This is a genomic window from Streptomyces sp. NPDC037288 (genome assembly GCF_055603265.1).
Window position 1 is genome coordinate 17,160 of record NZ_JBVJVY010000030.1, and the last position, 15,828, is coordinate 32,987.

The following is a 15,828-nucleotide window of genomic DNA, read 5'->3' on the forward strand; positions in this document are numbered from 1 at the left end:
CGTTCCCGGGCCTGGTCTTGGCCCGACCTGGATGCCGCGGGCCGTGTCGGTCCGCGGCATCTTGCCGTTCTGTACAGGGCTGAGGGACGAGTGGGAGCAGCTGAAGGCGCGCGGTGACCCCTTCTCTGTCACCGGGCATCGTCCCGACGCCTGGTAACGCTGCTTCACAACGTCGTCAGGACGTCAATGGCGCTGTCGTGCATGACGAAGACGCGGTTGCCGTCAGCGGCGAGGCGGCCGTAGTTGAACTTGGGGAGTGCGTAGGCCAACTTCTGCGCGCCGTTGGCCGCACTCGCTGCCTGGACCCACGGGTGATCCCATTCGGTGAAGCCGGAGTCGAAGACCCACACCGCGTGGGTGGCCAGCACGATGTGGCTCCTCTCCGAAGAGGTCATCGTCCCGATGCCACCCGTGCGCTCGGGCGTCCACAGGTCGCTGCCGTCGTGCCGGTCCAGACGCGTCGGCTGGCTGCCGTTGGTGGCATAGACCGCATCCGCGCAGACGAACGGGGATCCCCAGCCCGGAGGATGGCCGACACCAGCCTTCATGCTCCAGATTGCCGCACCATCACTGAGCCGACGGGCTTCGAGCGTCTTGCCGTTGAAGTACACGGCGTCGCCGTAGGCGACCGGGCGGACCACGAATTCGTCACTGTTGAGCTCGGCCATGCGACTCCAGACCGTACGGCCGTCGGTTGTCCGTACGGCGAGGACACTCCCGTTCGAGGCCGCCACGACCAGCCTGCCCTGGCCGACGGCCCCGGGAGTGATCACGTCCTTGCGGAAGTCGGCGGGGACGGTCGCCGTCCAGCGCACGCGCGCGTCCGAGCGGCCGATGCTGCACAATCTGCCCTGTTTCGTGAGGACGTACACCGCTTCCACGTCCGCGGCGAGCAGCGTGGCCGCTTCGGCCGCCGGGCATGTCCACTTGGGCTCCCCGGTGGAGGGCACATAGGTCCGCAGAGTGCCATGTCCGTCCGCGCCGATGACCAGTCGGTCCGACAGCGACAGATAGCCGGCCTTCGCCGTGAGGGAGGGTGCGCTCCAGCGGTGCTTGCCCTCACTGACGCCGTACGCGCCGATGCCACCGCTCGCGACGCCGAAGACGAGGACATCCCGAACCGGCAGCAGCAGGGGCGAGTAGACGTCCGCCACATCGGTCAGCGACCAGATACAGCCCGGATCGGAGTTGCCGGTCTGGTCGGGATCGCGGCCCAACGTTTCGATCGGGGTGCGTACGGCCGGAGGGATGTCGAAAGGGTCGCTCGTCTTGGTCCGGGTGGTCGTGCCGCCTCGCGTCCGGAGCCACCAGGCCGTCGTACCTCCTCCGGCCGCGACGACCACGCCCGCAGCGGACAGTCCAGTGAGCAGTCGCCGCCGTGTCACGGCCGTCGCTCCGTCCGTGGGCTGGGCCGTGATCAGCGTGGTCAACCGGTGTGCATCGGCCTCCCGCTCCTTGATTGCGTCCGCGACCTCACCGCGCCGCCAGACACGGTCGGCTCCTTTCGGAACCGACATGGCCTGGGCGATCTGCAGGGGCAGCGGGCGGACGCCCGGGTCCTTCGCCAGGCAGGGCACAATGAGCGTCTGCAACTGCGACGCCAAGCCGTCGAGGCGAGGTTGGCCGTGCACCACCTCGTACTGCAGCGCTGCCACGTTCCCGCCGTCGAATGCACGCCTTCCTGTGGCGGCGTAAACGAGGACGGCACCGAGCGAGAACACGTCCGCGGGCGGGGCGACGCGCTGCCCGAGGACCTGTTCGGGCGCGCCATATCCCGGCGTGACGGGGATCTGGCCGGTGGTCGTGAGAGTGAGCCCGTGTTCCGGCCGGGCGATGCCGAAGTCGATGACGCGCGGCCCGTCCGCGGTGAGCACGATGTTCGGGGGCTTGAGATCGCGGTGGATGAAGCCCGCCGCGTGGATGTCGGCGAGGGTCAGCGCCAGCGAGGTCGCCAGGGCACGCAGGGCGGGTTCGGCGAGTGGGCCGTATGTGTCGACCACCTGGTCCAGGGGCAGTCCCGCGAGGAACTCGGTGGCGATCCACGGTCGTGCTCCCTCGGTGTGCGCCCCGAGCACGGCCGCGACTCCCTTGCTGCGCACGGCCTGTGCCGCCTGTGCCTCGCGTACGAAGCGCTGGGCGAGGTCGGTGTCGTGGGCGAGTTCGGGGCGCAGCACCTTGACGGCGGCCAGGGCGCCGGCGCCGTCCTGGCCGACGTAGACCTTGCCCATGCCGCCCTCGCCGAGGACGCCGAGCAGGCGGTAAGGGCCGAGACGGACCGGGTCGCCTGTGCCGAGGGGTTTCATCGTGGGTTGTTCTTTCTACCGAGGACGACGGGGAGCCGGAGGCGGTCCGGGCGGTCACCTGCCACGCTGTCCGCCTGCGGTCACTTGAGCGGATAGGCGGCGATGTAGTTGGAGTCCACGCCGAGTACCAGACCCGACTGGGTGTCCGCGTGGAATTCCACAGCGGTCGTCTTGTAGGTCAGGGCGAGGTCGTGGACCGACAGTGAAACGGCCCGCATATGCAGCCCGTTCTTGTAGTACGCGTAGTTGGAGCCGAGGATCGGCCGCCAGCCGGTGTAAGCCTGGTCCACCTCAGCTGTCGCCTCAGTCCACAGGACCTTGCCACGTCCCGCGTCCACCGCAGTGAGCCCGACGCCCTCCCCGACGGCATACAGCACACCCTTCGTCAGCGTCGGCGGGCTGTACCGTTGTCCGCTCTCGGTGGCCCACGCCTGTGCCCCGTCGCTCAGTCGCAACGCCCGAAGCTGAGCGCCACCGACGTAGAGGTACTTGTCGTCCGCGGCGATCTCGCTCTTGAGGGAGTCGATGTCCTCGATGTCGTACGGCTTGTCCCACAGGACTGCTCCGCTGCCGGCGTCACGTACGACTATGTGCGGCTTCTTGTCCGCCACTTCCTGGAAGGTCACCAGGCGACCGCCCACCACCTTGGCGGCGAGGAAGTGGAGCCTGTGACTCTTGTTCGACCGTTTCGGCAACGGCTTCGTCCAGAGCGTCTTGCCGGTTTTGAGGTCGGCGGCGCGCAGGGTCCAGGTCTGCGAGGGCAGAAATCCCCCGTTCTCGGCCTCCTTGCCATAACCCGCGGCCACGTACGCGACGTTGTTGCCGATACAGAGGAGCTGGTTCGCCGTGATGCCATACACGGCGGACGCGAAGCGAGTCGAGGTCGACCTCGGAGCCTTCTGGCCCTCGTCCCAGATGTCGATCTCCATCGAGTGTCCCTTGCCGGAGTAGTTGAGCATGTACAGCCGGTCGTTCACCGCCGTTGCCTGCCACCAGGATCCGATCAACGATTGGTCGTCCCGAGCCGACCCGTTCAATGGATCGATGCGCTTTGACGGAAGCCAGATCGATCCATAGGCGTGGTAAGGGACAACCAGGCCCCAGCCGTCGTGCTCACTGTCGTCGCCCTCGCCGTCGTTGCGCCACAGCGGATCGAGGTTACGCGTCCGCTGGGGGGCCTTCTTGGCCGGAGCCGTGGAACGCCCTTGATACCACCACACGCCCCCGCCTCCAGCCGCGGTGACCGCCAGCGCCCCACCCGCAACCAGAAATGCGCGACGGGAAAGGCTTCGCTCGGGCGGCGAAGTGGCTGTGGTGGAACCTGCCTCGACCGCCGGCGCCGGCAGCCGCTGCGCCGCGAGCCGCCAGACGTCGGTGGCCCGCTGCCCGATGTCCGCGAGCAGCTCGTGAGGCAGGTGGTCGGCGAACTCTCCCTTGCCGTCGTGGAGTTGCGCCGCCAACTGCGCCGTAGTGGGCCGGCCCCCCGGCTCCTTGGACAGACAGCGGGCCAGCACCGGTACCAGCGCGGCCGGTACCCCGCTGAGGTCCGCCTCCGCGTACCGCACCCGGTACAGCAGATCCGCCGCCTGTCCGTTCCCGAACGGGCCGCGCCCGGTGGCTGCGTAGACCAGCACGCCGGCGAGCGCGAACACGTCGCCGGCCGCGTCGTGCTCCTGGCCGGTGGCCTGTTCCGGGGACATGAAGGCCGGAGTGCCGACGGCCGCACCGGCCCGGGTCAGATGATCGTCACCGATCGCCCGCGCGATGCCGAAGTCGATGACCTTGGGCCCGTAGGCCGTGAGGAGGATGTTGGACGGCTTGAGGTCGCGGTGCACGACGTCCGACCGGTGCAGTTGGCCGAGCGCCGAGCACAGGGCCGCGCCCAGGGCACGTACGGACTGTTCCGGCAGCGGTCCCCCGGTTTCGACGGCCTCGTTGAGTGGGGGCCCGAGCACATACTCCGTGGCCAGCCAGGGCGTCTCCGCCAGCGGGTCCGCGTCCATCACCCGCGCCCCGAACCGGTCGCCGATGACCCGGGCCGCGTCCACCTCGAGCCGGAAGCGGGTGCGGGCCGCCGGATCGGCGGCGATCGCGGCATGCATGGTCTTCAGGGCGACGGTACGTCCACCGGCGGACCGCGCCGCATAGACCGTGCCCATGCCTCCGCTGCCGAGCCGGGCGATGAGCCGGTACGGACCGAGTGCGACGGGATCGTCGTGGGTGAGAGGAGTCGGCATGGAGATTCTTGTCGTCAGTGACTGCGGTGGGACGCTGGGGGCGACGGCGCTGCGCCGGGCGGCCAGGACGCTTGCGCCGGTGCCTGTGCCGGCGTCGGCAACCGCACCTCCGCGGCCAGGACGGACGCCGACTGGTGGACGATGGCCGCGATGAGCCGGGCGGGCAGCCAACCGGGGCCCGGCAACGCCTCCGCGCGTGAGGGCGGAGTGAATCCCGCGGGGCCCTCCGGTGGGGAGCTGCCCGCCAACTGATCTATGACTTCCGAGAGTTGCAGTCGATGAGCCGGGTCGCGGGAGAGGCACCTGGTGATGACCGAGCGCAGCGCGGGCGGCAGTTCCTCCCGTTCCGGCATCGCGTATCCCGTGGCGGCATAGGCCAGCGTCGCGCCGAGGGCGTATACGTCACCCAGCGGGCGCGGCTTTCCACCCGCGGCCTGTTCCGGTGGCAGGCTGCCCGGATCGAGCCCGGGCACCCCGCGCCGTGCGGCGCCCTCCGGCGCTGCGGCCCGTACCGCTCCGAAGCAGGTGAGCCGGGGACCGTCCGCGGCGATCAGCACGGCGGACGGGCAGAGCCCGGCGTGGGTCAGGTTCTGCCCGTGCATGATGGCGAGGTTCTCGGCAAGCGCGACGCCGAGCGCCCGGACGGTCCGCTCGGGCAGCGGGCCGCCGTGCACGGCGAGGGCGATGGGCAGCGGGAGAGCGGGCAGATAGGGACGTGCATGCCACGGCTTCTCGCCGGGGGCGGCGAGCTCGACGGCGGGGAGGACCCAGGGCCCCAGAAGGTAGCGGGAGGTGTCGGCTTCGGCCATGAACCGCTGCGGGTCGACCTCCGGCAGCGGACGGCTGAGCAGTACGGTGCGGCCGCCGTCGGCACTGCGGGCGATGAAGCGCTGCTCGGGGACGGGCGTGTGCGCCGGGATACCGGTGTCCAGTCGGGTCACGACTGTGTAGGGACCGATCTGTCGGCCACCTCGGGTACCGGTGCCGCTGCCTGACGCGCGCGTACTCACTCTCGCTTGTTCCTCTGGCTCGAATCAATGGCTCGGCACAACAGCAGGGTGGGCGCCTCCCGCGCGCGCCCACCCTGGAGTTGCTTCTGCGAGCCGTGTCCTAGTGGAAGTAGGACGCCGCCTTCTTGTCGCCTTCCATGTACGTACCGCCGGACTGGGCGACGACGTGACCGATACCCTGCAGGGCCTGGTGGATGTGGGCGGCTTCCTTGTCCCAGCGCTGCAGCTTCTCGTGGAAGCTGCCCTGGGCCTCGCCCTCCCAGTACTGCAGGCTGTTCACCACCAGACCGCGCAGGTCGTGCAGGTCCGTCTCGAGCTGGCTCGCCTGGTTACCGATGCTGGTCGCCGCGGTGTCGAGCCCGTCATAAGTGACTGACAGCCCCTCAGCGTTGTTGGCCATGCCTCTTTACCTCGTCTCGCTGGTGTCTAGCTGATGAATGCGCCGGTTGCCCGGCAGACGTTCTGAGTGCTGCTCGGCTCAGTAGGAGCTCAGAGCGGACGGCGGGGTCGAGGAAGCACCGTCGTGGACGTCGATCTTGTTGACCGCCGCGCGGACCTCGTCTTCCTTGCTGTCCTTGATGTTGCGCGTCTTGGTCATGGAGTCGATGACATCTGCGAGGATGCCGCCGATGGCCCGCAGCGACTCGTTGATCTCGATCTGCTTCTTGTCGAATGCGGCGCGGCCGATACCCTGCCACTGGCCCTCGAGGCTGTCGATGACGCCCTGGAGCGTGTGCGCGCGCTTCTGGATGTTCTCGTACTTCTCGAGCATCTGCTTCTGCAGCCGGATTACTGCATCGTCTTGAAGCTTCTGCGTTCCGCCGGCCATGTTTGGCCCTGCCTTTCGTGTGTCATTGTTGATCTGACGGGTTCGGCTCACCGCTGTTGCTTGTCGCGTCCAACGGTGAACACGCAGTGCCTGCCCTGTCCGAACGGCACCGGGCTGCTACGGCTGTTGATTCGAGGAACTCACCTGGTGCGTCGGGCCCGCGCGACGGCCAGGGCGCCACCGCCGACCACGACGACTGCGCCGAGTGCGATCCAGAGCGTGGAGTTGCTGTCGTTCGACGGTTCCGTGCTTGATCCTGCCGCCGAGGTCGCCCCGGTGGAACCCTTGTCCTGGGCCTGTGACGAGGCTGATGCAGAAGCGGAGGAGGAGGAAGCCGTGCTGGAAGAGTCCGACTTGGCCAGCAAGTTGCCGCCGTTTTCCTTCGCGAGTGGGTCGACGTGCGCCGGTCCAGCGTTGTAATTCGGGTTCTCGAGAACCAGACGTGGACGAATGAGCCCGTAGCCGGCGTAAATGCTCGGGTTGTTCTTGGGCCACGTCCGACCGGCAGTGTCGATCAGGGCGCGGGTTACCTGATTCACCGTCCAGTCGGGGTGGACAGACCAGATCAAAGCAGCGGCTCCCGATGTGATCGCCGTTGCCGAGCTCGTGCCGTTCACGTTGTCGCAGTACGAGCGGAAGGTCGCATCACACCAGCCAGGGAATCCCTGCCCAGGGGCCGAAAGGTCCACGAAGCCGCCGTGCGACGAGAACTTCGCTATGGTAAGAGATTTGTCCGCTGCTGCTACGCCGATTACGTAATCGTCGGCAGCAGGGTAACCAATCGTGTCACCTGATGTGCGGCCGTCGTTACCAACTGCAGCGATCAGCAGCTTTCCCTTCGATGCCGCGTAATCGATAGCAGTCTGCTCGTCGGAATCGGGCCCAGGGGAACCGAACGACATGCTGATGATCTTCGCGTCAGTGTCGGCTGCCGCCCTGATCGCCGCGGTGGAATCGGGCGTCTTCTTTTTCTCAGCCGTGCTGCGCTTCATACCGTCGAACTTGACGCGGATCGGGATGATCTTCGCGTCAGGCGCCAGGCCCTTCAGGCCGCCACCTGCTCCCGTACCTGCGATCAGCTCGGCCATGGTCGTGCCATGACCGACGTAATCGTCGGTGGCCCGGTACGCAACCGACTTCGGAACTTCGTCCGTCAGGACCTGTCCCTTGAGAGACGAGGTGTCTGCATTCACCCCGGTGTCGATGACGGCGACTTTCACGCCTTTTCCAGTGCTGACCTTCCACATCTTTTCGGCCTGCATCGGACCGAGGTACCACTGCTTCGACTGCACGTCGTCCGCGGCGGCACTCGGAGCCAGGCTCACAGTCGTGGCGGCCAGGGCGCCGACGACCGCAGCCACAGCACGCACTCGTCTACCGCGGCGCGTTCCGTGAACCCTGGCCTGCTCGGCTCGTCGGCTGATCCCTGACTTCATCGTCTTTCGTGTCCTCGCTCGCGCTCAGTTGACCACCGGCGGCACATCACGCCGGGGCTTTTCGGACAGATGTGTCTCTTCGTCCTCGACCAGGTAGTCAGGCCGCGGCGATCCCTCCGTCTTCCGCGCGTCGCCGGGCTTTCCGTTGTGGCCGGCGCCGCGCGTGAGACCAGTGCCGCCCCGGGTCATGCCATTGCGCTCAGCGCCTGCCGCGGAGTTACGCGCGGTCGGCCGGCCGGTGACGTTCTCGGACGACCCCGAACCAGCACGGGAGCCCTCCGCACTCGAACCGGGCCGCGCCGTGGACTCAGGCGTTCCGAAGACACCGCGCTGGCCGAGCCGACCAGTCGCGGGCCGGGAGTCGGACCCTTCCTCCCCACCGATGACTGTGCCACGGGGCATCCGCGACCCATTCTTCGACGACGGATTCGCGGCGGTCGGCCGTCCCCCGACAACTCCGTTGGACCGACCGGCGCCAGTGGTCGGCCCACTGCTCGAACGTGGTGCTGCCGTGCCCCCGGGCCGGGGTGTGCCCCCCGTGACTCCTCGGCCCATCGGCGAGGACGACCTCGGCCCGGACCCGGTGCCCTTGACAGCGGACTGACCGGTCGACGTTGCACGGCCCACCTGGTCCATGGGTCCTCGCCCCGTGGCACGTCCCGAGCCCGGATTGGTAAGCCCGGACGTGCCCGTGCGTCCCTGGGCGGACGGCGGCGTACGGAAACGGCCGGCGCCGCTCAACCCCCGGCCCGATGTGGCATTGGGCATGGGGAGCCTGAATCCACCGCCGTCGAACACGTTGGGCTGGCTGCCACTCGTGGGGGGCGTGCCCGTGACCGGCGGAGTGTGGCTGGTCCCAGGAGTGGTGGTGGGCGGAGGCAGTGTGCCAGTGGTGTCGATGTGCGTGCCGACGGGCTGGTCGGGGTGCGGAATCCTGTCGGGGATGTGCTGGGTGGGCGTCGGGCTGTCGCTTGTGACGTGCCTGGGGACGTCACTGCTCGGCACCGTCGGCTGATGGCCGGCGCCGGCTACCGATGATCCGCCGCCCCCGTGCGTGGCGAAGCCCGAGCCCGTGGCGGGCGCCGGGCCACCATCGCTGGACCACCGCGAGGGCTTGGGAACTCCCACGTTGAGCGTGGATGTGAACTGCGGCTCCCTGCCCTTCTCAGGCAGGGCCGACAGCGCCTCTTCCGACACTGCGTAATACGACGCCAACCGGTTCATCTGGTTGATCGCCTCTTGGCGGTGTTTCTCCACCTTTACGGCAAGGGCGTAGCCCTCTTTGTCCGCCGCCTTTTCGGCCGCCGTGAACTTGTCGGGCCGCGTCGGAACCGCTCTCGTGTCGCGGGGAAGCCGCATAGCGTTGCGGACAGACGCCAGCCCCTCGGCGGCTGCGGTGATCAGATCGCCCGCAGCTCCGGCGAATTCGCTCAAATAGTGCGTGTGCGTGACGAGCTTGCCGCCCCATTCGCGGAACGAGTCACCCGACTCACCGACCCAGTGAACCTTTTGGATATGACCGTCGAGCTCGTCGGCTGCCGCCTTGATGGCGTCGCGTGCGTCCCACAACGCCTTGCCGGAGGATTCGAGATCCTCAGGGTCGGTTTGCTCGACCAGGTCGATCATCTTGTTGAGCGAGAGATCACGCTTGCCGAAATCCGTCCGAATGGCCACACCCCGCCCGATCGGCGTGGTCATGATCGCGGCATTGAACAGCCCGAAGAACATCCCGCCGGGGTGCGGGCTACTCTCGTAACCGCGGACCCAGTCAGTGACTTTGTTCCAATCGCCGACTCGCTGCAGATCGGCGTCGTGCTTGTCGGTCATCGTCACGCCTTCAGCTTGTTGCCGGTTCCGGTGTGGTCCTTGTCGTCTGCCGCAGCCTGGCCCTTCCCGATCTGACTCTGGATCGCCCAGAACCGGTGGCGCTGTTCCTCTTCCAGGTTGTCGAAGCCGACACGCGCACCCTGCACCGCGATACCCATCGCCTCGATCTGCAGATGCAGGTTCCTGGACAGTTCCGTCAGCTCGCCGTGGACCCGCGTGTACTGGCGGTACAGTTCGTGCGCCTCAGGGAAGACGTCCGCCGTACCCAAGGTCAGCGACGTCGGCCTGATCTTCTGGGCCTCGACCCTCGTCGGATTGCCGGCGGACCCCTCAAGCGCCTTCAGGACGCTGTCCACCCGTGTCACGAACACATCCAGCGCCTCACTGCTGGCTTCCAGGTTCGCCGCCCTGGTTGCCGACACGCCCCCCACCATGTCGTCCGGAAGCACGACGCGCTCCTCCCCGTTTTCCCCGTACATCCATCGGCCTCGATCGAACCGAGACCGACCAACCGCTCGCCGTACGATCGCAAAGCGAGCCGCGCCTCGCAACGCGTTTACCACTGTAGTCACCCTGCACAACGGGTCCAACCAGGCTGTGTGTTAACTCAGTTACGATGCCGGACCCAATGCCGGGCTTTGCCCGTTTTGCCGCGCTGGAGCGAGGGACTCCGCCGACTCCCGGCTCGCCGCGCCAGGGAGCACCGCCCCATCGTGGCCACGGTCGGTGCGGCCCACATCTTACCGTTTGCGATCTTCATCGAACTTCCACACCGGCATCTGGATCCCGGTGTACGACGATGCGTTGACGCGGTACAGAGGCCATCGGGGTCGCGCGGCCCCGCAAGCGGAAGGGTCCGTTCACCGAGCCACCCACATCCGCCATAATCTGGGACATGGAGCAATGGGCTGGGATTCTGGTGTTGGTGTTGCTGTTCGCCTTCATCGTGGGCATGTTCACCCTCGTGTTCACAGTGTCTGCGCGCGGGCGCAAGAAGGATGCACGAATCAAGGAGGATTATTCGCAGCTCGCCCGACTCGCTCCGGAACGTGGATGGACGCATGAGACACGCGTGCAGGGACGGATCGACCAGTACTGCGGCGTGCGCCCCTTTCCGGGCCGCGGGAGCAATCTGCGCGCGTGGCACTACACCACGGGCGAGTTCCGCGGCCGTTCCTTCAAGTGCTTCGAGTACCGGTACATGAACGTCACGTCGGGCGCGGATGTGAATGAACGCAAGCAGCCGACCATCGAGGCTGTCTTCATCGTCACGGCGCCCGGCTCGGCGCCGTTCACGCAAGTACTTCTCCCGCGCGTACTGGACACACTGTTCGACCGGCGGCCGAAGATGCAGCTCGGTGTGCCGGAATTCGACGAGAACTTCCGGATCATCACGGAGGACGAGGACTTCGTCCGCGACGCCCTGCGCCCCGCACTGGTGCCCTATCTGCTCACGCACAAGCAGGCCAAAAAGTCCCCACTACAGTTGCGTGACAACGAACTCTTCACTTGGTACAGGGGCACCCTCTCTCCGCAGGCGATCGAGGAGAGGCTTAACTACCTGTGCGACGTCTTGGATCGGATTCCCGCTCAGGTTTGGACTACTGCCTGAGCAATCAACCAGAGTCTTCCTCGGTGGGACGTACTGTGCGCAGAAAGGCCTTGAAGTCCCCCAGCACCTCGTTGATCTGGGTCGGCTTCGCGGTGAGGACGAATTCGAGCACCGCGCGTTCCGCCGGGTTTTTGACATCCTCCATACCGAGATAGAACTGACTCTGCATCAGTTCCAGCGGCTCCCCCCGCAGGGTGGTGTGGAGACGCAGGTTCTGGACCACGCCAGGAGAATCTGTCAGGCCGGGGATGTCCGGAGTTCCCACCTCGGCCTTCTTGACGACCTCCACGGTCCCGGCTTGCTCCAGCCGCTGCACCGACTCTTCGGCGATCTGCCACATCGTGGCGCTGTCGTTCCGCATCCGCCCGGCGATCGTGATGTTCGCTGTGAACCCGTCAATGGAGGCGGGATGGAGTGCGACGAAGGCGACGCCGGGGGCTCCCACCTCGTCCGGCGGCGCCGCCTGCCAGCCGTCCGGCAGCGAGAACGAGATCTTGACCGGCAGCGTGGTCGTCATGGTGAAATCCGCTTTCTGATGAGCTTCAGTCGAGCCTAGAGCCAACTGCCGACCGTGTCGTCCCAGGTGTCGCCCACCCAGTCGGCCGCGTCACCGACCGAGTCGACCATCTTGTGGGGATCGACGGTGACGTCGAACGAGACCTTTCCGCCGACGCCCAGACCGACTCCGAGTTCGCCGCCGATGGTGAACTTGCCGTCCTTCATGCCCAAGTCCGCATTGGCGGAAGCGCCGACGCCCGCCCAAGCCTCGCCGGTGGCACCGGCACCGACACCGCCGACGTCAGCGGAGACCGACCCGGTGGCCTTGGCTCCCGCGAACGCCTCCGCGCCGGCGTGCAGTCCGTCCTTGCCGACGCCGACGGTCGCTCCGGCCTCCGCGCCCGCGTAGGCCTTCCCCTCGCCCTGGACGGCGGCCATGCCATACTCCGCGCTGCCCTTCGCGGATGCCTGCGCCAGATACGCACTCCCGGAAAGGCCGGCCTGCAGCTGCCCGTTGGTAATGCTCGCGCCAGCGCTTCCGTCCACGCCGAGCGCGGAGACGCCGACCGAACCCTTCATTTTACCGTCGCCCAGGAAGGACTTCTCTCCGTCGGCACCCGCCGACCAGGCGCTGGCGCCGCCCGACCATTCTGCGAGCTTGACGGTCATGTTCGTCTTCTTGCCGGGCGTGGCCTCTTCTTCCTCTCCGGAGTCCGCGGGCTTGTCCCGGACGTACCAGTTGCCGTCCTCGTCCTTGCCCCAGACCTTGTCGGTGTGCCAGAACCCGTCACCCTTCGGCAGCCAGTGCTCGCTCTCCCACTTCCTGCGGTTCTGACTGGTCTTACCGACCCCGTGGTCCTCGATCCACTTCCAGTCATCCACCTGCTGCCTGGCCTTGGTAAGCCAGCCCGGGCTGTGCCCCGCACCCCCCGCAAGGCCGTCCAGCTTCTTCGTCAGTTTCTCGGCCTCGGGCTTCAGCTGCTTCTGCGCGGCCTTCAGCGTCGTCTCCGCCGCGTCATGGTCCCCGGACTTCCACTGCTCGATCGCCGTGTGGGCCTGCTTCTGGGCCCAGTCCAGGGTCGAGGAGTACGAGGTGATCTGCTGGGCCGCGCCCGACATGGCGTCGGCCGCCAGGTACCAGTTGGTCTTCTCCTTGGCCAGGGTGGGCCAGAAGACGTCACTGGCCTGACCGGTCCAGCCAGGGATCTTCAGGTCGCGCAGACCGTCGCCGATCTTCTCGAACTTCGTGGACCAGCCGGTGAGGGTGGTGGCGAGACCGGTCAGCTTTCCGGGGTCTCCGGGGATGAGGTCCTTGGGGTCGCTCGTCGACCCCAACTCGACTGCCATGGATGCGGGTTCCCCGTCCCTAACTCAAATCCGTCTTGACCGAGTTCGCCGCGTCGCGGATCGCCTCGTCCGTCTCCGCGTAGTCGCTGTTGGCCTTGTTCAGCCCGCCCACCAGGGTCGCGGCGGAATCCGCCAGAAACTGTGCCCCCAGCTGCCATGTGGCGCAGAACGTGACCAGTGCGGCAGCGGCCGCATCATCCCCTAGTGAAGAACCCTGCTCGGCTGGGTCCTTCAGGTCCACCTTCTGGACCGGCGTGAGGCATTCAAGAATGTCCGAAGCGCCTTTCTTGAGGACTCCCGGCCCCACTCCGAGATCAGTCGACACGAGTCCCCGTCCCCTTTCTTTCAACTCCGCCTGCACATGGGTCGGTTGCCGGCGTCCCAAACGCTAGCACCAACATCATCATGCGAATGCCGAGCTCATCGCCTCCGCTCGACTCCTGCCACTGGGTGCCAGCAGGGCCACCGGGGCCACAGCGTCGTCAACTTCCGCAAAACTCACGGTTGTTACGTCACTCCACCGGCTCTGAATTCACCCTCGCGAGTGAGACGGCGCACCTTGTTCACCGGATACGCAGGTCTTTTATGCACCGAGGAGTGCTTGCGGGGAAAGTGAAGAAAAAGTGGGGCGGCGCCTGACGGCTGCAAATGCCCGGATGCGCCTTGAGCATGGCCAGGACCCTCGCCAAGTATGCTCTCCGGGTCTTCCTTTCATCGCCAGCCAATGTGGAGTGTCGCCATGCTCAAATCCCGGATGACCACAGCCGTTTCGGTTCTCTCGGCCGTGGCCGCCGGCACGCTGCTCGTCGGCTGCTCCGGCTCGGTGAGCGTGGGCAAGTCCGAGCCGAAGGTGTCCGCCGACAAGCTGGCCACCACGGTTTCCGAGCGGCTCGCCGCGCAGACCGGCCGGCCGAAGCCGCACATCACCTGCCCCGAGGACCTCACGGGGAAGGTCGGCACCAGCACCCGCTGCAAGCTGACCGCGGACGACGGCAGCACTCTGGGCGTGACCGTCACCGTCACCTCCGTCAAGGACGGCCGGATCAACTTCGACATCAAGGCCGACGACAAGGCCTCTCCGGCCGCGAACTGACGAGGCCGCGCGCACGCCCGTCGCGGCATCGGGCGTCGTCCCTCCCGGCGCGGCTGCGCCCGACGTGGGTGTGCGGGATGCCGCATCGGTGCCGGCCGCCGTGACGGTGAGGTGCGCGTCGTCGTCCGTGTCCGTGTCGGCCGGGTGACGGTCACGCCGGGACGAAGCCGACGCGTGCGGCGGCGAAGGCCGCGCCGGGCGGTCTCAGCGCCGGCGCGTTGACGCTCGAGGCGTCAGGACCGCACCCGGTCCGCCTCGACGCAGGCCCTGGTCAGGGCCATGGCCGTGACCAGCAGCACGGCGGACCCGGCCGGGCCCGGCGCGTTCAGCTCGCCCAGGGCGTTCATCGGCCGGCCTCTGCCTGCCGCCCGTGCCTGCGCCGCGCGTCCCGAACCGCCACCGCCGTACCGCTCAGGCCCGCCACCAGGACCAGGAGGCCGACGACCACGTACGTCGCCATACGGGAGTTCCGTTCCTCCGCCGTCTCGCCGAAGTGCAGGGGCGTGACCGACGGGGCCTCGGCCCTGGACACGCCGCCCTCGGGTTTCGGGGACTGGACGGGGTGCTCCGGGTCGATGTCCGTCAGTGCCTTCACGGGGTCCACCACGCCCCAGCCGACCAGCTGGTCATGCCCGGGGATCGAGCGTTCCGCGGTCTGTTCGATCTGGGCTACGACCTCCTGGGCCGACCAGTTGGGGTACTTGGACTTCAACAGGGCCGCCACGCCCGCCACATAGGGGGCCGAGAAGCTCGTCCCGTTGTCCGAGCAGTGGCCGCCGCCCGGGACCGTGGAGATCATGTCGACGCCGGGGGCCGCGACGCCCACCGTGTCCTGCGACTGCGAAAAGGGCGCCCGTTCGTTGTTGCGGTCGGACGCGGCCACGGCCAGGACGCCCTTGTACGACGCCGGGTAGGTCAGCTTGACGTTGCCGCCCAGGCCGTCGTTGCCTGCCGAGGCCACCACCACGACCTTCTGCTTCAGAGCGGAGTCGACGGCGTCCTCCAGCTTCGAGTCCTTCGGGTCGAGCGCCTTGGCCGTGTCCTGGGAGATGTTGATGACGTCCGCGCCGGCGCGAACGGCGTCGTGGATGGCCTGGGCCAGCGTGTCCGCCGTGCCGTCGCCTTCGGCGTCGTTCTGCTTGATCGGGATGATCGTCGCGTCCGGGGCCAGGCCGACGAAGCCCGTTCCCTTCATCGGGCGGGCCGCGATGATGCCGGCCACGCGCGTGCCGTGGCCGACCGTGTCCGTGGTGCCCGACTTGTTGCCGCGGTCGATCTTCTCGCCCTTGGCGTTCTTCACGGGCAGCAGATTCTCGCCCTTGGACGCGTCCACGGCCTTGGTGAGCTGCCGGTTCTTGACGTCGACTCCGGTGTCGATCACGGCGACCTGGACGTTCTTGCCCGTCGACTGCGCCCAGAGCTCGTCGAGGTTGACGCGCTGCAGCGCCCACGGCCGGCCCGTGTACGGCTTGGCCGGGAAGGTGCACTGGCCGTCGTCCGCCAGGGCCGGGGAGGCGGGGAGGGCGATCACCGTCGTCGTCGCGGTGAGGGCCACCGCGGCGGCCAGGGCCGCCGCTCGTGCCGCGGTGGCCGATGTCCCAGTCCCCGGCGTCCTTGCCTTCGCCTTCAGCATGAT

The 15,828-nt window shown here is 67.6% G+C and carries 14 protein-coding genes; 2 read left to right on the forward strand and 12 right to left on the reverse strand.

Annotation, left to right across the window (positions count from 1 at the left end; genetic code table 11):
- Positions 1 to 164 precede the first annotated feature (164 nt).
- The 8 genes from ACZ7GZ_RS28675 to ACZ7GZ_RS28710 form a co-directional block, all read right to left on the reverse strand.
- On the reverse strand, positions 165 to 2,303 hold the full coding sequence (locus tag ACZ7GZ_RS28675; protein ID WP_471028551.1) for a protein kinase domain-containing protein: 2,139 nt from the start codon (positions 2,301 to 2,303) through the stop codon (positions 165 to 167).
- Between the two features lie 80 nt (positions 2,304 to 2,383).
- Positions 2,384 to 4,540 carry a protein kinase domain-containing protein gene (locus tag ACZ7GZ_RS28680; protein WP_471028553.1) on the reverse strand — a complete coding sequence of 719 codons (2,157 nt, stop codon included), beginning with the start codon at positions 4,538 to 4,540 and terminating at the stop codon, positions 2,384 to 2,386.
- A gap of 14 nt (positions 4,541 to 4,554) precedes the next feature.
- Positions 4,555 to 5,481: a serine/threonine-protein kinase gene (locus tag ACZ7GZ_RS28685; RefSeq protein WP_471028555.1), complete on the reverse strand. Its 927-nt coding sequence runs from the start codon at positions 5,479 to 5,481 to the stop codon at positions 4,555 to 4,557.
- Positions 5,482 to 5,650: 169 nt separating this feature from the next.
- On the reverse strand, positions 5,651 to 5,950 hold the full coding sequence (locus ACZ7GZ_RS28690) for a WXG100 family type VII secretion target (RefSeq protein ID WP_471028556.1): 300 nt from the start codon (positions 5,948 to 5,950) through the stop codon (positions 5,651 to 5,653).
- Positions 5,951 to 6,028: 78 nt separating this feature from the next.
- Entirely contained in the window at positions 6,029 to 6,379 is a 351-nt protein-coding gene (locus ACZ7GZ_RS28695) for a WXG100 family type VII secretion target (protein ID WP_471028558.1), read from the reverse strand.
- A gap of 140 nt (positions 6,380 to 6,519) precedes the next feature.
- Positions 6,520 to 7,749: a S8 family serine peptidase gene (locus ACZ7GZ_RS28700; RefSeq protein WP_471028560.1), complete on the reverse strand. Its 1,230-nt coding sequence runs from the start codon at positions 7,747 to 7,749 to the stop codon at positions 6,520 to 6,522.
- A 90-nt stretch (positions 7,750 to 7,839) separates the two neighbouring features.
- Positions 7,840 to 9,642 (reverse strand): WXG100 family type VII secretion target, encoded by a 1,803-nt coding sequence (locus tag ACZ7GZ_RS28705; RefSeq protein WP_471028677.1) that lies wholly within the window; start codon positions 9,640 to 9,642, stop codon positions 7,840 to 7,842.
- Between the two features lie 2 nt (positions 9,643 to 9,644).
- Positions 9,645 to 10,091, reverse strand: coding sequence for a hypothetical protein (locus ACZ7GZ_RS28710; protein ID WP_471028562.1), 447 nt, complete (start codon positions 10,089 to 10,091; stop codon positions 9,645 to 9,647).
- Between the two features lie 446 nt (positions 10,092 to 10,537).
- On the opposite strand from ACZ7GZ_RS28710, the gene ACZ7GZ_RS28715 reads away from it, so the two are divergent.
- Positions 10,538 to 11,254, forward strand: a complete 717-nt coding sequence (locus ACZ7GZ_RS28715) for a hypothetical protein (protein WP_471028564.1) — start codon at positions 10,538 to 10,540, stop codon at positions 11,252 to 11,254.
- 4 nt (positions 11,255 to 11,258) lie between these two features.
- Here ACZ7GZ_RS28715 and ACZ7GZ_RS28720 read toward each other — a convergent pair whose 3' ends face one another.
- Genes ACZ7GZ_RS28720 through ACZ7GZ_RS28730 form a run of 3 tightly spaced genes read right to left on the reverse strand, consistent with a single transcriptional unit; the run spans position 11,259 to position 13,424 of the window.
- Entirely contained in the window at positions 11,259 to 11,771 is a 513-nt protein-coding gene (locus ACZ7GZ_RS28720; protein ID WP_471028566.1) for a hypothetical protein, read from the reverse strand.
- A 35-nt stretch (positions 11,772 to 11,806) separates the two neighbouring features.
- Complete coding sequence (locus ACZ7GZ_RS28725) at positions 11,807 to 13,099, reverse strand: putative T7SS-secreted protein (protein WP_471028568.1); 1,293 nt, start codon at positions 13,097 to 13,099, stop codon at positions 11,807 to 11,809.
- A gap of 19 nt (positions 13,100 to 13,118) precedes the next feature.
- A complete protein-coding gene (locus ACZ7GZ_RS28730; RefSeq protein WP_471028570.1) occupies positions 13,119 to 13,424 on the reverse strand; it encodes a hypothetical protein in 306 nt (101 codons plus the stop codon).
- Positions 13,425 to 13,853: 429 nt separating this feature from the next.
- On the opposite strand from ACZ7GZ_RS28730, the gene ACZ7GZ_RS28735 reads away from it, so the two are divergent.
- The gene (locus tag ACZ7GZ_RS28735; protein ID WP_471028572.1) at positions 13,854 to 14,192 is read left to right on the forward strand and encodes a DUF4333 domain-containing protein; all 339 of its coding nucleotides are present in this window, start codon (positions 13,854 to 13,856) and stop codon (positions 14,190 to 14,192) included.
- Between the two features lie 343 nt (positions 14,193 to 14,535).
- On the opposite strand, the gene mycP is transcribed toward ACZ7GZ_RS28735, so the two are convergent.
- On the reverse strand, positions 14,536 to 15,825 hold the full coding sequence (mycP, locus tag ACZ7GZ_RS28740) for a type VII secretion-associated serine protease mycosin (RefSeq protein WP_471028574.1): 1,290 nt from the start codon (positions 15,823 to 15,825) through the stop codon (positions 14,536 to 14,538).
- Positions 15,826 to 15,828 lie beyond the last annotated feature (3 nt).